19 protein-coding genes are annotated in these 21,694 nt (G+C 68.8%); 15 read left to right on the top strand and 4 right to left on the bottom strand.

Annotated features, from left to right (window positions below):
* The first annotated feature begins 247 nt into the window (after positions 1-247).
* The 6 genes from ACSHWB_RS34975 to ACSHWB_RS35000 all read left to right on the top strand — a co-directional run bounded on the left by ACSHWB_RS34975 (position 248) and on the right by ACSHWB_RS35000 (position 5,795).
* Positions 248-1,336, top strand: coding sequence for an NADH:flavin oxidoreductase (locus tag ACSHWB_RS34975; RefSeq protein WP_439657569.1), 1,089 nt, complete (start codon positions 248-250; stop codon positions 1,334-1,336).
* Positions 1,337-1,388: 52 nt separating this feature from the next.
* The gene (locus tag ACSHWB_RS34980) at positions 1,389-2,111 is read left to right on the top strand and encodes a mycothiol-dependent nitroreductase Rv2466c family protein (RefSeq protein ID WP_439657570.1); all 723 of its coding nucleotides are present in this window, start codon (positions 1,389-1,391) and stop codon (positions 2,109-2,111) included.
* A gap of 178 nt (positions 2,112-2,289) precedes the next feature.
* On the top strand, positions 2,290-2,601 hold the full coding sequence (locus ACSHWB_RS34985; RefSeq protein WP_439657571.1) for a hypothetical protein: 312 nt from the start codon (positions 2,290-2,292) through the stop codon (positions 2,599-2,601).
* 33 nt (positions 2,602-2,634) lie between these two features.
* A complete protein-coding gene (locus ACSHWB_RS34990) occupies positions 2,635-3,849 on the top strand; it encodes a GAF domain-containing protein (protein WP_439657572.1) in 1,215 nt (404 codons plus the stop codon).
* 74 nt (positions 3,850-3,923) lie between these two features.
* On the top strand, positions 3,924-4,937 hold the full coding sequence (locus ACSHWB_RS34995; RefSeq protein ID WP_439657573.1) for a zinc-dependent alcohol dehydrogenase: 1,014 nt from the start codon (positions 3,924-3,926) through the stop codon (positions 4,935-4,937).
* A 159-nt stretch (positions 4,938-5,096) separates the two neighbouring features.
* Positions 5,097-5,795 carry a GAF and ANTAR domain-containing protein gene (locus tag ACSHWB_RS35000; protein WP_439657574.1) on the top strand — a complete coding sequence of 233 codons (699 nt, stop codon included), beginning with the start codon at positions 5,097-5,099 and terminating at the stop codon, positions 5,793-5,795.
* 39 nt (positions 5,796-5,834) lie between these two features.
* On the opposite strand, the gene ACSHWB_RS35005 is transcribed toward ACSHWB_RS35000, so the two are convergent.
* Complete coding sequence (locus tag ACSHWB_RS35005; RefSeq protein WP_439657575.1) at positions 5,835-6,587, bottom strand: sigma 54 modulation/S30EA ribosomal C-terminal domain-containing protein; 753 nt, start codon at positions 6,585-6,587, stop codon at positions 5,835-5,837.
* A 526-nt stretch (positions 6,588-7,113) separates the two neighbouring features.
* Between ACSHWB_RS35005 and ACSHWB_RS35010 the strand changes: the two genes are divergently transcribed.
* From ACSHWB_RS35010 to ACSHWB_RS35050, 9 genes are all read left to right on the top strand, one after another.
* Positions 7,114-8,172 (top strand): hypothetical protein, encoded by a 1,059-nt coding sequence (locus tag ACSHWB_RS35010; RefSeq protein ID WP_439657576.1) that lies wholly within the window; start codon positions 7,114-7,116, stop codon positions 8,170-8,172.
* The gene (locus ACSHWB_RS35015) at positions 8,165-11,347 is read left to right on the top strand and encodes an ATP-binding protein (protein WP_439657577.1); all 3,183 of its coding nucleotides are present in this window, start codon (positions 8,165-8,167) and stop codon (positions 11,345-11,347) included. The genes ACSHWB_RS35010 and ACSHWB_RS35015 overlap by 8 nt, the downstream gene beginning before the upstream one ends.
* Before the next feature lie 143 nt (positions 11,348-11,490).
* Complete coding sequence (locus tag ACSHWB_RS35020; RefSeq protein WP_439657578.1) at positions 11,491-11,883, top strand: sigma 54 modulation/S30EA ribosomal C-terminal domain-containing protein; 393 nt, start codon at positions 11,491-11,493, stop codon at positions 11,881-11,883.
* The gene (gene ctaD, locus ACSHWB_RS35025) at positions 11,880-13,595 is read left to right on the top strand and encodes an aa3-type cytochrome oxidase subunit I (protein WP_439657579.1); all 1,716 of its coding nucleotides are present in this window, start codon (positions 11,880-11,882) and stop codon (positions 13,593-13,595) included. Before ACSHWB_RS35020 ends, ctaD begins: the two co-directional genes overlap by 4 nt.
* Positions 13,592-14,011: a pyridoxamine 5'-phosphate oxidase family protein gene (locus ACSHWB_RS35030; RefSeq protein ID WP_439657580.1), complete on the top strand. Its 420-nt coding sequence runs from the start codon at positions 13,592-13,594 to the stop codon at positions 14,009-14,011. Before ctaD ends, ACSHWB_RS35030 begins: the two co-directional genes overlap by 4 nt.
* Before the next feature lie 570 nt (positions 14,012-14,581).
* A complete protein-coding gene (locus ACSHWB_RS35035; protein ID WP_439657581.1) occupies positions 14,582-16,108 on the top strand; it encodes a hypothetical protein in 1,527 nt (508 codons plus the stop codon).
* Between the two features lie 62 nt (positions 16,109-16,170).
* Positions 16,171-16,611 (top strand): hypothetical protein, encoded by a 441-nt coding sequence (locus tag ACSHWB_RS35040; RefSeq protein ID WP_439657582.1) that lies wholly within the window; start codon positions 16,171-16,173, stop codon positions 16,609-16,611.
* A 513-nt stretch (positions 16,612-17,124) separates the two neighbouring features.
* Complete coding sequence (locus tag ACSHWB_RS35045; protein ID WP_439657583.1) at positions 17,125-17,439, top strand: hypothetical protein; 315 nt, start codon at positions 17,125-17,127, stop codon at positions 17,437-17,439.
* A 126-nt stretch (positions 17,440-17,565) separates the two neighbouring features.
* On the top strand, positions 17,566-18,000 hold the full coding sequence (locus ACSHWB_RS35050; RefSeq protein ID WP_439657584.1) for an SRPBCC family protein: 435 nt from the start codon (positions 17,566-17,568) through the stop codon (positions 17,998-18,000).
* 647 nt (positions 18,001-18,647) lie between these two features.
* Here ACSHWB_RS35050 and ACSHWB_RS35055 read toward each other — a convergent pair.
* The 3 genes from ACSHWB_RS35055 to ACSHWB_RS35065 are packed head-to-tail and all read right to left on the bottom strand — an operon-like array spanning position 18,648 to position 21,654.
* Positions 18,648-18,971: a hypothetical protein gene (locus ACSHWB_RS35055; RefSeq protein WP_439657585.1), complete on the bottom strand. Its 324-nt coding sequence runs from the start codon at positions 18,969-18,971 to the stop codon at positions 18,648-18,650.
* 8 nt (positions 18,972-18,979) lie between these two features.
* Entirely contained in the window at positions 18,980-20,362 is a 1,383-nt protein-coding gene (locus ACSHWB_RS35060) for a nickel/cobalt transporter (RefSeq protein ID WP_439657586.1), read from the bottom strand.
* A complete protein-coding gene (locus ACSHWB_RS35065) occupies positions 20,359-21,654 on the bottom strand; it encodes a tetratricopeptide repeat protein (RefSeq protein WP_439657587.1) in 1,296 nt (431 codons plus the stop codon). Before ACSHWB_RS35065 ends, ACSHWB_RS35060 begins: the two co-directional genes overlap by 4 nt.
* Positions 21,655-21,694: the final 40 nt, after the last annotated feature.

Here is a 21,694-nt window from a genome sequence, read left to right on the forward strand (position 1 = left end):
ACTGGAACGACCAGAGAAGCCGCTTGATCCTCGTCACACACTCACGTCCATCGCTTGCTATCACACTGATGTCAAGGTCGGAGCCTGGTGGGAGCCACGCGACCGCGACGGCCGGACACGAGCCAGGGACGGCAACTCCCCGGGCTCTCACCAGATCGAGGAAAGTCATGCCCATCACACAGATGTACGTTCCGCGGGTTTCGTCCGCGCTGCTGAAGCACCGCAGCCGGATCGGCGGGTGAGGCGGATGTCCGTGTCAGACCTCTTCGAACCGCTTTCCCTCCTGCACGGGCCGGCGATGAGGAACCGCTTCATGATGGCGCCGCTCACCAGCCAGCAGAGCGGTCACGACGGTTCCGCGTCCACGTTCGACAAGGAGTGGATCAGGCAGCTCGCGCACAGCGGCTACGGGCTGATCCAGACCGGTGCCGCCTACGTCGAGGCGAGTGGCATCGGCTTCGAACGGCAGGTCGGCATCCACTGCGACGCCCTGCTTCCCGGTTTGACCGCGATGGCCACCTCGATCCGGGAAGGGGGCGGTCTCTCGGCGGTGCAGCTGCATCACGCCGGTCATCGCGCCAACCCGGACCTGGGAGGAGTCGTCGCCCCCGCTTCCAGTCGCACGGTGCCGGGTGTCAGGGCGCTGACCACGGAACAGGTGGAGCGAATTCGGGACAGCTTCATCGCCGCCGCGGTCAGGGCGGAGCGGGCAGGATTCGACGGGATCGCCGCGCACGGCGCGTTCGGGTGGATCCTGTCGGAGTTCCTGTCCCCGTTGCTGAACGACCGCACGGACAAGTACGGCGGCAGCACCGAGAACCGGGCTCGTCTCACCATCGAGGTGATCGAGGGGATCCGCCGGGCGACCGGCCCGGACTTCCAGATCGGCTGGCGCCTGTCGGTCGAACGTTACGGGCTGCGACTGGAAGAACTGCGTGAGATCACCGCGGACATCCTCGATCGCGAACTGATCGACTACCTCGACCTCGCCCTGTGGGACTCCGCACAGATCGTCCGCGAGGGAGCGTTCCGAGGACAGACCATGCTCAGCGTCTTCACGAGCATTCCCCGGCGGGGCGTGCGCGTGGGCACGGCGGGCAAGATCATGAGCGCCCAGCGCGCTGGGCGGCTGCTGGACGAGGGCTGCGACTTCGTCCTGATCGGCAGGGCCGGCATTCTCCAGCGAGACTTTCCCCTGCAGGTCAAGGTGAATCCGTCGTACGACAGTCCGAGGGTCCCCGTTCCGGCGCAGTATCTGCGCGACGGTGGGATGAGCGAACGCTTCATCAACCACATGCGTGGATGGCCGAGCTTCGTCCAGCGGGCCAGCGTGTGAGTCGTACTTTCGACCCTTCATCGGCATCATTGGTCCTGAAAGGATGATCGCGATGAGCGACGTCGACATCAACTTCTACTTCGACCCTATCTGCCCGTTCGCGTGGATGACGAGCAAGTGGATCAGGCTCGTCCAGGCGCAACGCGGCTACACCGTCGACTGGCGGTTCATCTCGCTGCGCCTGATCAACTCCCACCTCGACTACGACAGCCACTTCCCGGCCGAGTACGAGGCCCAGCACACGGCGGGCCTGCGCCTGCTGCGAGTGGCCTCGGCGGTGCGGGAACTGCACGGCCGCGAGGCGGTCGGCCCGCTCTACGCCGCCTTCGGCGCACGCATCCTGGAAACCGGACCGGACGAGGGACGAGTCCCCGGCTGGCAGGCCGCCGGGGACCTGGTCGTCGACGCGCTCGCCGAGGCAGGCCTGCCGGTCTCCCTCGCAGCCGCCCTCGACGACACGGACCGCGATGCCGAGATCCAGGCCGAGTCCGACGAGGCGTTGTCGTTGACGGGCAAGGACGTCGGCACGCCGATCATCCACTTCGAACCGTCGCACGGCGTCGCGTTCTTCGGACCGGTGATCAGCCGCCTGCCCGACGAGGAGCAGGCGGCGCAACTCTGGGACCACGTCGTCGGGCTCGCCCGGTTCCCCGGTTTCGCCGAGCTCAAGCGCAGCCTGCGTGAGCAGCCGCAGCTGCCGTCGTTCGGTGTCACCACCCAGGAGACCGGCAAAGTCGAGGACTGGCACGCCGGCAGCCGCCGCCTCAAGAAATAGCGCTGCCGACACCGATCGCGGCTCCGCCGTGGACTGCTCGGGGTTCCGTGCCAGCCCGCTTCGCCGACCGGCACGGAACCCCGAGCCCGTCGTGCTCACGAGGTGTTCCAGCATCGCGTCGGCCGCCGTGACGACGGCACCCGCCGGATGTCGTCCAGGATCCGGCGGTGGTCGGGGAGTGACGCCGCGGGCTGACCGGTTCGGGTCAGGGAGGTCGCTTCCCGACCAACGGCCCGCTGACCACCGCATCGAGACCGTGGAGCTGCCGTACCGGGTCGACCTCGACGACCCGGCGGAACGCGCCTGGCTCAAGGGGCAGTACGAGCAACATGTCGCCTCTGGTGGTGCGGACGGAGAGGGAGAGGACGCGGCGGCTGTACGGCACGCCCTCCAGACGCTGGAGGAGCTCCAGGGCCAGATCCTCAACCACATGCCGACAAGCGTCGACCTGGGTACTTCGACCCGTCCGGCGAGCGACGTCCGGCCCTGATCGCGGCGCTCCCGCGGCGGTCGGATGGAGGGCGTGGACACGAGGTCCGAGTTGCGGAAGGCGCACGAGTTGTTCGTGTGCGCCGAGACCGTTCTCCCGTTCGTCCGCCCGGTGGTCGCGAGCTCGTGGCGACGGTGTGCCCTCGCGCGGGCCGGCTCCGACGACCGCCGGCTGCCGGCGACGTGGATGGGCGCCGCGGAGCTGGCGGACTACCGGATGCGGCATCCGCTGGGGTCGGTGCTGCCGGTGTTCGACGCGCTGCTCGGCGGGTCGATCGACGACGGCGGGCACCTCTTCGCGGTCAGCGACGCCAATGGAGTGCTGCTCCGGGTGCGCGGCCGGACCGCGGCACTCGACCGGGCCGGGCGGATGAACTTCGCCGAGGGCGCGAACTGGTCGGAGTCGTCCGCCGGCACGAACGCGCCGGGCACCGCTCTTGCCGTGGGCCATCCGGTGCGGGTCTTCTCCGCCGAGCACTACAACGAGGTGGTCCACCCGTGGTCCTGTTCCGCGGCACTGGTTCGTGATCCGCACACCGGACGGGTACTCGGCGCGGTGGACGTCACCGGTGACGAGACAGCCGCGAGCCCCTACGCCCTGGCGCTGGTGCGCGCGGCGGCCGCGGCCGCCGAGGCCGAGCTCCTCGGCCGCAGGGCGCGACCCCGGCCTGGGGCGGCGATCCGGGCGCTCGGCCGCGACGAGGCCCTGCTGGAGGTGGATGGACGCGTCAGGAGACTCAGCCGGCGGCACAGCGAGATCCTCGTCGTCCTGGTGCTGGCCCGAGCGGGCCGGACCGCCGGGCGGCTGGCCGTCGAGCTGTCGGACGCGGAGCTCGGCACGTCGACCGTGCGGGCGGAGATGTCACGGCTGCGAGCTGTTCTCGGGGACCGGCTGCTCGGGTCGCGCCCCTACGAGCTGCGCGAGGAGGTGAGCGCGGACTTCGGCGACCTGGGTGCGTTGCTGGCCGAAGGCCGGGTGCATGACGCGATGGCCCTTTACGACGGTCCCCTGCTGCCGTCGTCCGACGCCCCTCTCGTGCGGGAGCACCGGGAGTCGCTCGAGCAGCAGCTTCGGGGTGCCGTGCTGGCCGGCGGAGACGTCCGGCTGCTGCGCCGATGGGTGGACACCGGCTGGGGGAGCACCGACGGCGTCGTCTGGCAGGCGCTGTCCCGGCACCTGCCGAAGGGCTCCGCCGCCGGTGCGGCCGCGGCGGCGCGCGCCAGGGGGCTCCTGGGCTCCGCAGGGTGAGACCTTGCGCCTTGCAGCGTGTTCGCAGCGTTCGCGTGCCTAACGTCGACAGCCCCTCGAGAAAGGACAGCACGGTGAAAGCAGCGGTCGTCACGAACTTCGGCAAGCCGTTGGAGATCCAGGAGTTGCCCGTACCCGAGCCAGGGCCGGGCCAGATGCTCGTGCGGATCGAGGCGTCGGGGCTGTGCCACACCGACATCCACGCGGCGCACGGCGACTGGCCGGTCAAACCCGTGCCGCCGTTCGTCCCCGGCCACGAGGGGATCGGCCGGGTGGAGGCCGTCGCCGCCGGCGTCGCAGACGCCTGGGTGGGCAAGCGGGTGGCCATCCCCTGGCTCGGGTCCGCCTGCGGGAGCTGCCGCTACTGCGTGTCCGGGTGGGAGACGCTGTGCGAGAGCCAGATCAACAGTGGCTACTCGGTCGATGGCGCCTACGCCGAGTACGCCCTCGCCCACGCCAACGGGGTCGTCGAGGTGCCCGACGCCGTGTCCTCCGTGGATGCCGCTCCGCTGACGTGCGCGGGCGTCACCACGTACAAGGCCATCAAGGTGGCCGAGGTCGTACCGGCCGAGAGGGTCGCGGTGTTCGGCATCGGCGGCCTCGGGCACATGGCGGTGCAGTACGCGCGCCTCGTGGGCGGCTTCGTCACCGCGGTCGACGTCGAGCAGAGCAAGCTCGACCTGGCCCGCGAGCTCGGTGCGGACCACGTGGTGAACGCCGCGCAGACCGACCCTGTGGAGGCCATCCGCGCGGTCGGCGGGGCCGACATCGCGGTCGTCCTGGCGGCGTCGCCGAAGCCGTTCGCCCAGGCCTACCGGTCACTTCGCCGCGGCGGCCGGCTCGTGATGGTGGCGCTGCCCGCGGACGACGCCGCCATCACCGTCCCGATCTTCGACACGGTGCTCGGCGGGATCTCGGTCATCGGCTCCATCGTGGGTACCCGTGCCGACCTGGCCGAGGTGTTCGCCCTGCACGCGGCGGGCCGCACGAAGGTCATCACGCGGACGCGCGCGCTCGAGGAGGTCAACGAGTCCTTCGACGACGTGCTCAACGGTCGCGTGCCCGCGCGGCTGGTGTTCCAGATGTGACGTCCCCGCGAGGGGACCTCGCCGCTTCCAGAAGAGTCGTTCGTCCTCAGTCGCCGGAACTTCCGGTCCTGCAGCGCGACGGGACGCCTGTCTACGTTGCGTGGTGAGCGAGGTGGTCCAGCCGGTCCCACAGAGCACGAAGAGGTGGGGTGGAGCCAGATGAGCGCGAGCGGAGCGCAGCCGGAGGGGAACGAGCCGTGGATGCTCCTCCGTCTGCTGAGCGCGGTCGTCGGCGATCCCCACCGCGCACCGGACCTGCACACCGCGAGCAAGGCCGTCGTCGAGGCAGCGGTGAGCGACCTGGACGGGGCCGAGCACGCGAGCGTGATGCTACCGGGGGAGAAGAGCGCGGCAGCGGCGTCGGGCCCGCTCGCGGCCGCACTGGGAGACCTCCAGCACGGAGCGGCCGCAGGGCCGAGCTTCGACGCCCTGCACGGGCGGGTGGTGCACGGCGGCGACCTGGCCTCTGAGACCCGGTGGGGCGAGTTCGCCGCGGCTGCGGTCGAGCACGGGATCCGGTCGGTCTGGGCGTCCCCGCTGTGCGTCGACGGCGCGGTGTGCGGCTCGTTGACGCTCTACTCGTCCCAGCTCGGCGCATTCCCCGCGGGCCGGGAACAGGACGCCCACCTGTTCGCCTGCCACGCCGCGATCGCCATCGCCGGCGCGCAGCACAAGGCGCGGATTCGGCAGGCGATCGAGGCGCGGGACGCGATCGGCATGGCCAAGGGCATCCTCATGGAACGCCACGACCTCGACTCCGCGGAGGCGTTCCAGCTGATCGTGAAGGCGTCGCAGCGGTCGAACGTGAAGCTGCGCGAGCTGTCCGACCGGATCGTCGCCACCAGGCGTCAGGCCTGAGCTCACGTCGTCGAGCCCGCACCGTCCGGCGGTGGCGGTTCACCTCGGTGTGAGCAGCCCGTAGTGGCCGTCGTGGCGGTGGTAGAGCACCGTGCCCCGCCCGGTGGTCGCGTCCCGGTAGAACAGGAACGGGTACTGGGTGTCCGTGAGGCGGTGCACGGCCTGCTCGCCGGACAGGGCCGGGGTCGGGTGCGGCTGGAACGTCAGGGGCAGGCGCGGGGGCGTGGCGGGCGGCCCCGGCGAGACCACGCGGGCCATGCGGTACCCGGTGGGCCCGACCCGGTAGACCACGCTGTCCTGCCCGCTGCCGGCGTCGACGAACAGGTGCACGTCGAAGTCCAGCAGATCCATCGTGAGCGCCGCGTCGTCCGGGGAGCAGCGGACCGGCAGCACCTCCTTGTGGCGCACGACCTCCGGGTACCGGTCCGACGACCAGAGGCGTCCGCGGCGGCCGAGTTCCGGCCACCGCCGGGGACGCCAGGGCGCGGCCAGGCGCGCGACCTGCTCACCCAGTCGTGCGCTCATCTGGCTGCCCGCCTCCCGCAGGACGGCGGCCCCCACCTGAGCGCGAACCACCCGCCCGTCGGCTTCGACGTTCACCTGGGCCACCGCCGGCCACGCCGCGGCCGGCGAGGTCGCGGCGGTCAACCTGACCCGTGCCGCGGAGCACCGGACCGGCAGCCGGTCGATGACCGAGGCGACCTGCAGGAGGACGAGCTCCCGCTCTTCCTCGGCCACCTCGCCCGTCGTGGCGATCGCGATGTCCTCCGGTGAAGCCACCTGCCGGCTCACTCAGCCCTCCTCTTCTCACCCGAACAACACGATCATCGTCTGACCGCCGCCTGGCGGACAGCAGGGTCGAACGTCCCGACGAGATGCCCGCCGAGGTCTCTTGAACCGCCGCCCAGCGCCACCCGTCCGGTTCAACGCCGCCCCCGGTCGCCATTCCGCTCGTTGGGCGGTCGTGGTGGTCCGCAGAGCACAGCGGCCCCTTTCTGGACGAACAGCGTCCAGCTCGGATCCCCGGCATGCCCCGCCGACTCGATGGGACCCGTTCTTCCGGGACTTCATGACCCGCGCGGACCTGTACCGCTTCCCGGTGGAGCACTTCGACTCCACGGCACTGGTGAACCGCACGCTGATCTGGAGTCAGGACCACATATCACTCGCAAGGCGCCGATCTCGACGCAGCCAAAGTGATTCCACCCACGAAAGAATTCCGTGGAATGAGGTCATTTCTTGTGAGGACCTTGTGCTCTGCTCGTGCCGTGACGAGTGAATTTAGGGTATCGGCAATGCAGCGGAATGTCGGGGAGAAATGGGGCTGCCTGACATGGGCCCTGCTGATCGATCATCGGGTGACAGGTTCGCCGAACGGGATCTGTCCGGTCGCCGGATCGGTGTGGAGGACGTGGCAGAGGTCGAGATGGCGACCGATGACGTCCGCACCAGGGACTACCGTGATGGAGGAGGCCACGTCGGCATCGCGTTGAACACCTTGCTCGACGTCGGCGCGAACCTGCTCCTGTGCGGTGTGCAGGACGAACTGCGCCCACGCCTGCTCAGCGCGGTCGCCGATGTGCACAACATCGCCGGCTGGGTCGAGTTCGACCGGGGCCTGACCAACTCGGCGCTCGTCCACCTGAGTCGGGCCCGCGAGCTCGCCGGAGCAGCGGGAAACGCGGACCTCCTGTCGAACGTTGCCTACAGAGCAGGTCGCGTGCACCTGCACAACGGAAATCTTCAGTCCGCACTGGACTCGTTCGACCGCGGGTGCTCCGTGCTGTCCCGCAGCCGGCAGTTCCACGCTCAGAGCATCCTTCTCGCGAACTCCGCATGGGCCTACGCCTGCATGGGGGATGTCGCGTCAGCCCAGGACTGCATCTTCAGTGCGAGGGAATTCTTCGAGCTCGCGGACACAAGTCAGGTGTCGGCCTGGTCGTGGTTCTTCGACGAGGTCGACCTGTCCGCCGTCACCGGTCTCGTGTGGACGGAGCTGGCCCGCACGGCAGATCCGAAGTACACGGCGTTCGCGATTCCGGCGATCGAGCGCGCCTGCGAGGGCTACCCGGCCGAGATGCGCCGAAGCCGCGTGTTCGCCCTCATCGCGAGCGCCATCAACCACCTGCGAGACGGCGAGATCGGCCTTGCTCTCGAACGGGGCTCGGTCGCCCTCGACCTGTCCGCGAGCGTCGCGTCCACGAGGGTCAAGGACCGGTTCCGGCCTTTGCTCACCGAGCTTGCCGCGGTGCCCGTGCCGCGCAGGACCGAGGACGTCAGCGACGTGATCAGCCGACTCACCGCGACGTGCGAGGGACGACCGGCCGGCCGATCGTCCGGCCGGCGAGGCGTGTCGACGGACGGCCGTGATGTCTGACGGCACGTCCTTCGCCTCCAGGCGGGAGAGGAACGGCCTGGCCATCGCGGCAGCGGCCTGCATCGCCGTGCTGGCAGGCCTTCTGACACCACACCAGGTCGAGGGGGCGATCCTGCCTCTGTGGCCGTCGAGCGGCATCGCACTGGCGGCCGCCCTGCTGTGGTGGCGGGCGTGGCCACTCGTTCTGCTCGCTCTGTTCACGGCGAACCTCGCACTGGGTCGTCCCGTTGTGCTGTGCGCCACTGAAGCGCTGACCGACACCGCGGGCGCGATGCTCACAGGATTCGCGCTGACCCGTCTCGGTCTGCACACGTCTTTGCACAGGGCACGCGACGCGGTGGTCCTAGTGCTGCCGGGTGCCGTGATGGGCACTGTTCCCGCCGCCCTGGTGGGGAGCGCGGCCACGCGATGGCTCGACCCGGCCGCTTCGGCGTCGTGGCTCTCGTGGTGGGTCGGTGACGTGCTCGGTGTGCTCGTCTTCACCCCCTTGATCCTGGCCGCCTGCGAGTTCGTGCACCGGCACGAGCCGCGCGGGCTCCGCTCCTGGATCGACGCGGTTGCTTTCGGGTCTTCCGTCGAAGCCGGAATCTCGGTCGCCTGCTGCGCCTTCACCGCCGCGGCGGTCGCGATCGGCGGACCTCCGTTGTTGCTCGCCCTGTTCCCGTTGAACATCTGGGCGGCCTGGCGGTTCGAGCACGTCGTCACAGCGTGGTGCGTGCTGATGTCAACCGTCGGAGCGATCATCGCCCACACACGTGGTGCAGGTGCCTTCGCTCACCTCAGCGCGACGCAGAATCTGGCTCTGCTGGGAACGTATGGCACCTCGCTCGTCCTCACCACGTTGCTGCTGACCGCCGCGTCCCGCGAGCGGCGCATGGCACTGGACGAAATCGCGAGGACCGGTGCGGAACTCGAACAGCGGGTCCACGTGCGCACAGCGGAACTTGCCGATGATGTGCGGCGCCTCGAGCAGCGTGAAGACCTGTTCACCCGTGCACAGGAGCTCGGGCACATCGGGAGCGCGGAGATCGTCCTGATCACGGGAGCGGTGACGTGCAGCGCGGAAATGCTGTGGCTGCACGGCCTGAGTGAATGGCCGGACGGAGCCGGCCACGACTTCCTGCTGCGACAGCTGCAGCCTGCCGACGTGGAGGCAGTGCTGGCGGCCCACCAGCGTGCGCTGCGCACGCACGGGCACGTGGACGTGGAGCATCGGTTCGACCTGGCAGACGGCAGCGTGCGATGGCTGCACCGGAGGATTGCCGTCGTGCTGGACACCGCCGGCGATCCGGTACGGCTGGTGGAGACCGCCCAGGACATCACGGCGGCTCGAGCGGCGCTGCAGCAGGCGCGCGACAGCGAGCAGAGGACGCAGACACTGCTGGACTGCGTCCCCGATGCGATCATCGGCGTCACCGCTCGAGGGCACATCTCCCTGACCAACGCCCCGGCGCGGGAACTGTTCGGCTACTCCGAGCAGGAGATGCAGGGGCAGCCGGTCGAGTTGCTCCTCCCGCACCGGCTGCGGAACCGCCACGAAGAACACCGCGACGGCTACCTGTCGCACTCACCCCCGGTCGCAAGGCCCATGGGCGTCGGACACGCCTTGGTGGGCATGCGCAAGAGCGGCTCCGAGTTCCCGGTCGACGTGTCCCTGCGTCCTCTGACGGGCCTGGGCGGCGAGTTCGGCCAGGCCGCCGTCGTCGCCGCCATCCGCGACGTGACCGAGCGCAAACGCGCCGATGACGCCATGCGCGAGCTCGATCAGGCGCGCGGGCACCGCAAGCAGGCGCTGGAGATCAACGACAACATCATCCAGGGACTGGTCGCGTCTCTGTACACGTTCGAGCGCGACGATGGCGCGTACGCGATCGACACCGTGCACCGCACGCTTGATGCCGCGCGCGCGATGATGCGCAACCTGTTGTCCGGCAGTTCGAGCATCGAAGCGGGCGATCTCGCCCGCCAGTCGGCAGCCGAACTACCCCGCGCCGCCGAACACCCACCCGAACGCGTCGCGAAAGCCGAGGACGCCGACCGCGTCGGCAAGATCACCGTCGTGCTCGCCGACGACAGCCCCGAGGTGCGGCTGGCCCTGCGGCTCGCACTCAACGCCATCGACGGAGTGACCGTGGTGGGGGAGGCAGGCAACGGTCTCGACGCCATCTTCGTCACGGCCGAGACCAGCCCGGACCTGGTCCTGCTCGACCTCGCCATGCCGATGCTCGACGGCCTGCAGGCCCTGCCCGAGATCCACGCGGCATGCCCCACCGCGAAGATCGTCGTGCTGTCCGGGTACGGAACCGACCAGGTGGCACGGCAGGCCCTGGAGCGCGGAGCCACGACGTACGTCGAGAAAGGAGGTTCGCTGCGCAACCTGACCGGCATGCTGCAGCGCCTGTTCCCGAACACCAGCTTCAGTCCGGCTCCGCCGCCCGCGGACCCGGCAGACGAGACGGCCCGCACCGCGCCGCGACAGCGGTTCGAGCGGACAGCCGACCAGAGCGAGATCGTCACGGCGTGTGCGCACGAGCTGAGAAACCCGATCACCGCCGCGGCCGGCCTGAACCAACTCCTGGCCGAGCGCATCGGCCACCTGCCCTCCGCCGCGGTGCGGGAGCTGATCGAGGCGATCGGACGCAACCTCGGCCAGCTGGACCGGCTGGTCAACGCGATGTCGGACGCCCAGCGCGCCGGCACGGGAAATCTCGGCCTCGTGCTGGAACGCCGTGACATGTACGCCCTCACCCGCACCGTCATCGCGGAGCTGCGGCAGCTGACCGCGGACAACCCGGTCACGGTCGAAGGTCTGGACAGGGTGTCGGCGGCTGTCGACCCGTTCCGCTACCGCCAGATGCTCACGAACCTGCTGTCCAACTCGGTCAAGGCCAGCCCTCGTGCCACCCCGATCACCATCACGATCGGGGAACAGGACCAGATGGTCGTCGTGGCGGTGGCGGACCGGGGCGCAGGCATCGACCAGGAACAGCAAGCCGCGCTGTTCACCAAGTACGGCAGGACGAGGCGTGCAGGTCACGGACTTGGACTGGGGCTCTACCTCAGCCGGGAGATCGCCCGTGCTCACGGCGGAGACATCGTCCTCGACGAGTCGGGCCCGAACGGATCGACCTTCACCTTGCACCTGCCGCTCGTCCGCACGGCACAGGAGGACTGATCACGACCGCTGCCCGAGTCGACAGAGGTCGTTCCTGCTCGAAAGGCTCAGGTCACCTCGTTGAGCGGCAGAACGGTCGTCCGTAACAACCTGACGCGCAGCGCAGCGACTTCTCACCCTCGCAGGGTGGCCGGTCTGGCGGCATGCGCGACCCAGCTCGCTGCACGCCGGAGCAGGCGGCGCTCACGATGGACCTGACGGACTACGACATCCATCTGTTCGTCGACGCCGAGACCGGAAAGGACGGTGCGGTCTACGCATCGGCCCGACGGGTTATCGCCTTGCCCGGCTGGTGGGCACGGCGCCGCGCTCGGCTGGACGCCATGGAGTTGCCGTTCCGCCTCTTCCGCAACGCCGACACGGACCCCAGGCGCGGCGTTGTGCCGGCATCACGACGGTCATTACGGACTTATCACCCTGGCTACCTGGTGAACGCGGGAGAGTCCCGGCCCCAATGGGACTTTGGTCCCTGCTGGACCCTGCCTGACCGGAGTCAGGATGCCCGCGTGCTTCCCGTGACACAGGAGAGAACGTGACCGCGCTGGTTCCCGCACCGGCCGAGGTGCACCCGAACCCCCCGCGTGATCGGATCAAAGGTTCGGTTCTGCTGCAGTTGTTCCGCACCACCGACCACAAGCAGATCGGCGTGATGTACCTCGTCACCACGTTCGCCTTCTTCATGATCGGCGGCGCCATGGCGATGCTGATCCGCACTGAGCTGGCACGACCGGGGTTGCAGTTCCTGTCCGCAGAGCAGTACAACCAGCTGTTCACCATGCACGGCACGGTGATGCTGTTGTTGTACGCCACGCCGAGCGTCTTCGGGTTCGCGAACTTCGTGCTGCCGCTGCAGATCGGCTCACCCGACGTCGCGTTCCCGCGGCTGAACGCGTTGTCGTTCTGGCTGTTCCTCTTCGGTGGCCTCCTGATGCTCGGCGGCTTCGTCACGCCAGGCGGCGCGGCGGACTTCGGCTGGTTCGCCTACGTCCCGTTGTCCGATGCGCTCCACTCACCCGGTGTCGGTGCCAACCTGTGGATCGTCGGCGTGGCGGTGGGTGGTCTCGGCACCATCCTGGGCGCGGTCAACATGATCACCACGGTGGTGTGCCTGCGCGCGCCGGGCATGACGATGTGGCGGATGCCGGTGTTCACCTGGAACATCCTGGTGACGAGCGTGCTGGTGCTGGTCGTCTTCCCGATTCTCACCGCGGCGGGCTTCGGTCTGCTGGCCGACCGGCTGCTGGGCGCGCACGTGTTCGACCCGGCCAACGGCGGCGTCGTGCTGTGGCAGCACCTGTTCTGGTTCTTCGGGCACCCCGAGGTCTACATTCTCGCGTTGCCGTTCTTCGGCGTGATCTCCGAGATCATCCCGGTGTTCTCCCGCAAACCGGTCTTCGGCTACAAAGGACTCGTCTACGCCACGTTGTCCATCGCCGCGCTTTCCGTTGCGGTGTGGGCACACCACATGTACGCCACCGGTGCCGTGCTGCTGCCGTTCTTCGCGCTGCTGACGTTCCTGGTCGCGGTGCCTACCGGCATCAAGTTCTTCAACTGGATCGGCACGATGTGGAAGGGCCAGATCACCTTCGAGTCACCGATGCTGTTCTCCGTCGGCTTCCTGGTCACGTTCCTGTTCGGTGGGCTGAGCGGCGTGCTGCTGGCCGCGCCGCCACTGGACTTCCACGTGTCCGACACCTACTTCGTGGTGGCGCACTTCCACTACGTGCTCTACGGCACGATCGTGTTCGCCACCTTCGCCGGCATCTACTTCTGGTTCCCGAAGATAACCGGCAGGATGATGGACGAACACCTGGCGAAGCTGCACTTCTGGCTGACGTTCGTCGGGTTCCACGCGACGTTCCTGGTGCAGCACTGGCTGGGCAACCAGGGCATGCCGCGCAGGTACGCCGACTACCTGGAGATGGACGGCTTCACCGGGCTGAACACGTTGTCGACGATCGGCGCGTACGTGCTGGGCGCCTCGACGCTGCCGTTCCTCTGGAACGTCCTGAAGAGCTACAGATTCGGCGAGATCGTCACCGTCGACGACCCGTGGGGCTTCGGCAACTCCCTGGAGTGGGCGACATCGTGTCCTCCGCCGCGGCACAACTTCACCGAGTTGCCCAGGATCCGCTCGATCCGTCCCGCGTTCGAACTGCACTATCCGCACATGATCGAGCGGATCAACCGGGAAGCGCACGTGGGCTTCACCGGCAACGAACTCCCCGACGGGACGAAGACGTCATGAACGGCACACGGCAACTGCGCGAACTGGCGGCCGACGAGGCGCTGCGCAGACTCGGCGGGGTCCCCTTCGGTCGCGTGGTGTTCTCGCAGAACGCGATGCCGGCCATCCGGCCGGTCAACCACATCGTCGACGGCGGTGCGGTGATCGTCCGCACGCACCTGGGGGCCGCGTTGCTGAGCTCTGTGGGCGTGGTGGTGGCCTACGAGGCGGACGAGATCGATCCGCACACCCGCCTGGGGTGGAGCGTGATCGTCACCGGGTACGCCCGCCACGTCCAGCAAGCCGAGGAGGTGCGCCGCTACGAGGAGATGCTGCAGCCCTGGGTCGACGGCCCGATGAACCAGATCATCCGCATCCGCCCCAGGATCATCAAAGGATTCGAGCTCGTCGAGCACACCGTGCGCGAGTCGGCGTAGCGGGTCACCGTCGAAGCCGCAGAAGGCGCACTGCAGGAGCCCGGCAGACCACGGATCGGCCACAGCTGGTGTGGCGCGGTGAACAACGTGGCGATCAGCAACCCGCTCACGGCACCGCACAAGGAATTCCGCCGCCGCCGGGCGCCTCGCATTGGTCGCGTATCAATCAATCCTTCAGGTCCTTTCATGGCAAATAGCAACGACCAGTAGTCGACTGCGCACGGCGAAGCGACTCGCGATGACCATGTCAGCCTTCTGGAGTGCGATAACCCGCTGTGCCACCCATTCGGCTCAACGTCCGCGATGGGGAGCCTCCGCAGGTGGCGGAGGTTGTCGCGTCCGCATTCCGCCTGTGCTCTTCGGACATTCGGCGGCATTCGCAAACCTGATCAATCGGAAATGATCCAGCGTGCAAGTCGGGTATTTGGTCTCTGTTTGTGAAACGCGTTCCAGGTGACGCTCATTGAACTCTGTTTCAACTAGCGGAGCGAGGGGTCAATGCGTTACATGCCATTTCGTGACGAATACCGCAGTAGACGCACGCTAATTTTCGCGGTTAGTGTGCTGGTGGTGGGCACGTTGTCCGCGCCGGCAGCCGGTAGCGCCGCGCCGACTCGCATCAGCGGCACGCAGAGCCGCGCGGTGGCGGCGGGGACACGGGTCACGGCGGCGGTGTCGGAGCAGCCGCGCAGCTACACCGAAGCTCAGGTCGCCGAACTCACCGCGCGCAAGCAGCAGAAGGACAACCACACCGCCAACCTCGGCAAGCAGGGGCCGGAGCCGCGTCACGGCGCCCTGGGGCCGGAGATGGCGGTGCCCGGCGGAATCAGCACTGCCACCGCGAGCGTGCTGCGCAACTCCGCTATCCCGGCGAGCGGGCTGTCCGGTGGCGCGTCGTTCGCATCGAACACGCAGGAGCCGAGCACGGATGCCAACGGAGGCAACATCTTCCAGGTCGGCAACTGGTACGCGACCCGATCGACGAACAACGGGGCGACCTGGAACTTCCTCGATCCCTTCACCCTGTTCGGCAGCGGGTTCTGCTGTGACCAGGTGACCCAGTACGACGCCGCGACGGGCCGCCAGTTCTGGTTGCTGCAGTACAACAACCGGCTGGTGCTCGCCAACGCTTCCGCGGCCGGAGCGGGCGCGTTCACCGGCTGGTGCTTCTGGAACATCGATGCCACGTGGTTCGGCCTGGCCGCAGGCACCACGCTGGACTACAACGACATCACGATCACCAACAACTTCGTGGCCATCTCCACCAACTTCTTCCCCGCCACAGGACCGCAGGGCTCAGCGGTCGTGCGGCTGCCGAAGTTCCCTATGAGCACCTGCAGCGGGTTCAGCTACAACTTCCTCAACCGCACGGACAGCTTCACCTTCAAGCTCGTCCCCGGCTCCACCGACACCCTGCTCTGGGGCAGCAACTGGGGACAGACCAACGGTTCGTCGTTCCGCATCTACTCCTGGGCGGAGAACTCCGGAACCTACTTCTTCTGGGACCGCACCGTTGCGGCGTACAGCTTCTACACGCGCAACAGCGGGCAGAACTGCGGCAGCACGGACGGCGTCGTGCGGAACTGGTGCCAGTTCGGCGACTCCCGCACGCTCGGCGCCTACCGCGCGAGCGGCATCCTCGGATTCTCCTTCAACGCCAGGCAAGACGGCTCGCACCCGTTCCCGTACACCAGGATCGTGTGGTTCAACGAGTCGACCAAGGCCTACATCGGCGCGGGAGACCAGTGGGGCAGCTGGGGCGCGATTCAGTACATGTCCATGGCGCCCAACAACTCCGGACGCGTCGGCACCACGTTCGCCTGGGGTGGTGGCACCGGCACCACGCACTACTACCCCGGTGCGGCGGTGAACAACTCACCGGCCAACGCGATCGACACCTCGCCGAACTACTACCTGTGGGGCTCCGGGAACACCTGCACCTCCACAGGCGGGCTCTACCGATGGGGTGACTACCTGACGGTGCGGACCTACAAGGCGAACCCGTCCCAATGGGTTGCCGCGGCGTATGCGATGACCGGCGGGCACTGCGGCGCAGCCGGTGCCTACGCGGAACCGCACAACGTGCTCTTCTCCTGACAAGCTGAAGGTGGCGGGTCGACCTCTGGCCCGCCACCGCGCCGAATCCGGTGGTGTTGCCGATGAAGAGCCTGATCGTGCTGTCGGCGCTCGTGCTGCTGGCAGTCGGTTGCGGACAGGAACCAGCGGCTCCGCGAGACTCCGGTGTCGAAGGGGTGGCGATGGTGGACGGCGGGTGCCCGCCGGCCCGTGACGCGCCGCCGTGCCCGGACAAGCCGCTGTCCGCCAGGATCACGGTGACTAGAGCAGGTTCGGACGAGGACGTTGTTGTGGTCGACAGCGGTGAGGACGGACGGTTCCGCATCGCCCTGGCACCGGGCGACTACACCCTGCGCCCCGCGAACCTCGCGGGAACGCCCCTGCCGATCGCCCAGCCGATCGATGTGCACGTCGTCGCGAACCGCTTCAGCACGGTGGAGGTGTCCTTCGACTCCGGTGTCCGCGACGCGCCGAGCCCACAGGACAGGCCAGTTCACGGCGTCGTTCGATTCCGTTCTCGCTGACACCGGCATCGACGTCGTGAAGATCCCACCGCGGTGTTCACGGGCCAACTGCTACGCGGAACGACCACACCGAGCGCGACACCACACTCCACACGACCCGGTCACCTGACCGGAGATCCAGGCTGTAGATCCGGACATCGTCGGCGGGTGCTTGGCGGCTTGATCAACGAGTACGAACCTGCAGCAGCGTGATGCGCAGGTCAGGCGCGTTGAGCCATGTTCTGGCACCCCACACGAGTATCGCCGTGCCGCTTGACCTGAGTGGATGCAGTTTTCGGCACGCACAGGGCTGTGTCCTTGCCGCTGGGAGTAACCGGTGTCGACAAGATGATCCCGGTCCATCCGAACAGGTCTGCGGCGCTCCTCGAACTCGCCCGGGGCCGTGACCGTGTGCCGGTCGGCGCCACGGTTCAGAGGCGACAGCAGCGACCGAACCGGCGCCCCGCGGTCATCGGCGACATCGCCGTTCGTCCGTACAGGTGAGACGATTCGGGCAAACGCGAAGAATTGTGGATGATGGCCGGTGTGCACCACCAACTCCGCGACCCGCACCCCTGCGAATTGTGTGGCGGCACCGGCACGATGTTCTGGCGGCAACCGGTGTCTGGTCAGGACGGTGTGCTCGAGCTGGTGGAGATGAGTCACCCGTGCGTCGACGGGTGCTCCGGCTGGTATCAGCTGCCGGCCGCGGAAAGCGGCAATGTCGTCGACACGACCACCACTGCCGGGCCGGCGACGGGCAATGTCGCCGCAGCCAACCAGATCCATCGCACCGAGTGGTCCCGGCCAACCGGGTCGTCGGGCAGCCGCTCTTCCTTCGAACGCTGAGCGCGGTCGGCATCGCGCTGGGATCCCGGCTTGAAGCACGTCCGAGCGTGGTCGAGAGCGGAGTTCTCCTGCGGTGACGACGGGTATGACGTAGGTTGGCTCGGCCTGTTCGCCGGGAGGTGTTCCGTGGTCGTCGACGTACGCCCTGAAGTGATCGTGCGTCGCCCGCGCGCCGAGGTGGCCGCGTTCATGTTCGATCCCGCCCACGACCTCGAGTGGACCGGGGGCATCACCTCCAGCAGGCCCGCGCAGCCGGGTCCGCTCACGAAGGGGGCCGTGGTCGAGCGCACCGCGCGGTTTCTCGGCCGTGAGTTCGTCTACGGGTACGTGGTCACCGAGCACGAACCTGATCGGCTCGTGGAGATGACGGTGGACCGGCCTTTCCCGATGACGGTGCGCTACGAGCTGGAGGACGTTCCGGACGCGACCCGTGTGGTGATCAGGGCGACAGGGTCACCGGGCCGGTTCTTCGGCTGGGCGACTCCGTTGATGGCCCGCCAGGTGCGCAGGAGCATTTCCGCAGACCTCGTCCGTCTGCGGGAGTGTGTGGAACGGGTGTGAGGCCTGCGGTCGGGATCGTGCTGACAATGGCCGTTGATCGGGCAACGAGCCCGGGCTGGGCTCGCAGAGCCGGGTTCTAGTCCGCCGTCAGGCGGTAGTGGGGCATGAGGCGGGGACCGAGGTCGTCCAGCCGAACCCAGACGGTCCCCGGGCGGAGGTCCGGCTGTCTCACGACCACTGTGCCGCGACGACCGTGGTGCTCCCCGCCACGGACCAGGACCCGCTGCCCTACGTCGAACCAGACCATCAACGTGGCGTAGCTCGGTCGCAGGGATGTGCCATCCGTCGGACTGCTCATGAGGACCACAGTGCGGGATGTGGCGGGATGCGGGGGAGTGTCATTGGTCCTTTGAGGAGGGTCTTTGTGTCCTCTCTGCGCTCTAACGCGGGGAAACGGGTTTCGTGGTCGGTGCTGAGGCGTGCTCGGCGTGACTGCGTTCGGCGTAACCGATCCTGAGCAGCGCCTGCGGTACCAGACTCGACCCGAGCTCGAGTCGCAACCGTGTTCTCATGGTCGAGGTGACGGGCGCCAGGACCGGGACGTCGATGTTCCTGGTGTCGCGGCCAGCACGATCCGCTGCAACGCCTGGCCGGCTTGAAGGTCGTCACGTCCAAGGCTCGGCGGTTCGAACCTCGTTGCGACAGGTTCAGCCGAGCAGCGCGGTGACGTTGGTGCGGTCGGCGCCGAGGGTCACGTAGAGCTGGGCCCACTGCTTGTCGGCGTCGGTGGGGGATTGGTTGTCGCAGAAGGGTTTTCGGCCGTGTGCTGTGTAGTAGCGCAGCAGTGAGAGGGTTTCGCCGGTGTTGCGCATCGACTCGTCGGTGTAGCGAGGGCCAGGTGGCTGGGACTGGTGGCGCAGACAGGTGAGGTCCGCGCCGTTCTCGTTGTCGAAGACCGGTCCAGGGTCTGCAGTTGTGGTGCAGGCCGTCAGAACGGTGGCGCAGCACAGGAGCGGGACGAGAAAGCGCATCGCGCCTCCTATTCGAACAGGGCTCGGGCGGTCAGCCCGAGGCCGACGACGAGGACGAGCCCGGCGGTGATGACAGGCAGTGCGGTGAAGCGGTCGCGGAAGCGTTCGACGGCGGAGAGCCGGTCGCGCAGTCGGACCAGGAGCAGGCCCACGGCGGTGAGCGTGGTGGCCATGCCCAGGCCGTAGCCCAGGACGAGCAGGATGCCGAACCAGGTGCGTCCCAGGGCGATCGCGCCGAGCAGGACGACCAGAGCCGACGGACTGGGTACCAGGCCCCCCGCTACGCCCATGCCGATCAGACCGCCACGACCCACACGGTGCCCGTGCCCGTGCTCGTGCCCGTGGCCGTGGCCGTGCCCATGGCCGTGCCCGTGACCGTGTCCGTGACCGTGTCCTACGGAGACGGGCTCGCGGTGCAGGGCCGACCGCAGCAGGAACGCCCCGATCGCGGTGACGAGCACACCGCTGGCGATACCGAGCACCTGCAGCAGGGATTCTCCGGCCAGCGCGCTGGAGGCGCTGATCACCAGACCCATCAGGAGCACGCCGAGGGTGTGGGTGAGGGTGACCGTGGCACCAACCACGACAGCGTCACGCGCGGTGCCGTCACGGCCCGCGAGGTAGGCGGCGATGACTGTCTTGCCGTGTCCGGGCAACGCGGCGTGGGACGCGCCGAGCAGCAGAGACAGCAGCACGGCGAGGATCCCGACCAGCGGGGTGAGGTCCTGCCGGCCGGCCAGAGCGGTGAAGGCGCGGGTGGCCGTTCCGATCACCGTGCCGCCGTCCTGTGCCGCGGCGATCCCTGGGGTCGTGCCGGATCCCGGTTCCACGCGCAGGCTCACCGTGCGGACGTCGAGGGGGTTGGCCAGCAGGTCGTCGGGGTAGGAGCGGAGTTCGTTGCTGGAACTGGTCGACGGCACCGGTGAGTCGATCAGCGCGATGCCGTCGCCGGTGGCGGTCATCTCGTGCCAGCCGACCCGGCCCGGCCGGTAGGTGTCGCGCACCTCGACGGTGGCCGCGGTGCTCAGGTCGGTGGTCGCGCTCAGCAGACAGGTGAGCCGGGTCGTGGCGAGGCCTGCTTCGCCCGAGGGGTACTCGACGGAGGCGGACCGCAGTGCCACGGCCGTCCGCGTGCCGTTGACGGTCACCTCGGTGCTGCTGCGCACGGTGTCGCACTCGCGGCCCGCGTAGTCGGTCTGGCGCGCGGGTTGCTCCTGCAGGGTGGGGATCTCGGCGAGGTCGAGGACGGAGACCAGGTCGATCCGGTCCGGGTGCACGGTGATGGCGTGGTGGTGGTTGATGGTGAAGTTGCCCAGCGGGTGGGCTCCGGCACTGGTCGGGACCGCCAGCGCGGCCAGGACCGCGAGCACGAGGACGGCCAGTGCCTTCACCGCAGGCCAACCAGGGCTGCGCGGGCGGCCGGGGCGTCCACGGGGGAGAAGTGCGGGTTGATCTTCAGTGCGGAGCCGAGTGCGTCGGCGGCCTCCTGGGTGCGGCCGAGGGCGCGAAGGATCATGCCGCGGTGGTAGGCGAACGTCGCGTTGCGCCAGCCGGTGCCGGCGGCACGGTCGGCGTGGCCGATGGCCTCGGCGTCGCGTCCGGCCAGGTGCAACGCCCAGGCGAGCGCGTCCGCGACCAGCGGGTGCTGACGGCGGTTCCACTCGCGTTCGGCGGTGGCCAGCGCGGTGGCGGAGTCGCCCCGGTCGGCGGCGGCTGTCGACGTGGCCAGCTCGTCGGTGCTGCCCGCGGCTGCGAGCAGCCGTTCCTGTTGCGCGAGGAGGTCGAACTGGCGGGTCGCGTCCTCGGTGCGTCCGGCGACTTGCAGCAGGAGGGCGTACTCGTGCAGGTACTGCGGTGAGGGCACACGTGCCACGAGGTCCGCGTAGCCGGTGAGCGCGTCGTTCAGGTTCCCCCAGGCGGCGGCGATCTTGGCGCGTCCCTGCAGCAGCGCGGGGTCGAGCGGGTCGATCAGCAGGCCCTGCTCGTACTGGGAGGAGGCCTCGTCGAGATCGCCGTTGTCGAAGGCCAGTTCGCCGAGGTGGTAGCGGCAGAACAGCGTGTCGGCGGGGGAGGGCGAGGCGTCGAGTGCGCGGGTGAGGGCGAGCCGCGCGGAGTCGACGTCGCCGCGTTGTTCGAAGTCGTAGGCGGCGCGGGTGAACGCGGGCACGCCGGGTTCGAGGTCGAGCATTCGCTGCACGGCGGCTCGTGCCTCGTCCGCCGCGCCGAGCTGGGTGAGGGCGTCGGCGAGCACGCCGTAGACCTCGGCGGTGTCGGGCAGCGCGGCGCGGGCGAGTTCGGCCTGGTCTCGGGCGGTGGCGAAGTCGTGCCGGGCGTTGGCCAGCGCGCCGAGCCCCAGGTGGGCGGGGCCGTTGCCGTCCGGCTTATGGCGCAGGGACGTGTCCAGAGCGCCCTGGGCCTTGGCGTAGTAGGAGGGGTCGCCGGTGATGCGGGCCTGCTCGACGTAGGCGGAGCCGAGCTGTGCCCAGGTGGCGGCGTCGCCCGGCACGCGCTTGAGCCGTTCCTGGGCGGCGGTGACGGTGCGCTGCACGTCGCTGCGCACGACAGCGGCGCCGGGAGCGGGAGGAGCGGGGTCGTCGCCGCGGCTCAGCGCGGTGGCGGTGGTGGCGAGCAGCGCGGCGCCTGCGGTGATGGCCAGCACTGCGATGATCTTGCGGCGATTCATGGCGCGCTCCGTGGGTTGCTGCCGGGGGACGTGCCGGGGA

Source organism: Lentzea sp. HUAS TT2 (assembly GCF_051853195.1).
Lineage (GTDB): Bacteria > Actinomycetota > Actinomycetes > Mycobacteriales > Pseudonocardiaceae > Lentzea.

Bases quoted from the DNA above. Each gene is read 5' to 3' on its own strand.
- ACSHWB_RS35065 (WP_439657587.1), bottom strand. From the start codon at position 21,654: ATGAATCGCCGCAAGATCATCGCAGTGCTGGCCATCACCGCAGGCGCC.
- ACSHWB_RS35030 (WP_439657580.1), top strand. From the start codon at position 13,592: ATGAACGGCACACGGCAACTGCGCGAACTGGCGGCCGACGAGGCGCTG.
- ACSHWB_RS35000 (WP_439657574.1), top strand. From the start codon at position 5,097: ATGAGCGCGAGCGGAGCGCAGCCGGAGGGGAACGAGCCGTGGATGCTC.
- ACSHWB_RS35015 (WP_439657577.1), top strand. From the start codon at position 8,165: ATGTCTGACGGCACGTCCTTCGCCTCCAGGCGGGAGAGGAACGGCCTG.
- ACSHWB_RS35045 (WP_439657583.1), top strand. From the start codon at position 17,125: ATGATGGCCGGTGTGCACCACCAACTCCGCGACCCGCACCCCTGCGAA.
- ACSHWB_RS35010 (WP_439657576.1), top strand. From the start codon at position 7,114: ATGGGGCTGCCTGACATGGGCCCTGCTGATCGATCATCGGGTGACAGG.
- ACSHWB_RS34980 (WP_439657570.1), top strand. From the start codon at position 1,389: ATGAGCGACGTCGACATCAACTTCTACTTCGACCCTATCTGCCCGTTC.
- ACSHWB_RS34975 (WP_439657569.1), top strand. From the start codon at position 248: ATGTCCGTGTCAGACCTCTTCGAACCGCTTTCCCTCCTGCACGGGCCG.
- ACSHWB_RS35055 (WP_439657585.1), bottom strand. From the start codon at position 18,971: ATGCGCTTTCTCGTCCCGCTCCTGTGCTGCGCCACCGTTCTGACGGCC.
- ACSHWB_RS35020 (WP_439657578.1), top strand. From the start codon at position 11,491: ATGCGCGACCCAGCTCGCTGCACGCCGGAGCAGGCGGCGCTCACGATG.
- ACSHWB_RS35040 (WP_439657582.1), top strand. From the start codon at position 16,171: ATGAAGAGCCTGATCGTGCTGTCGGCGCTCGTGCTGCTGGCAGTCGGT.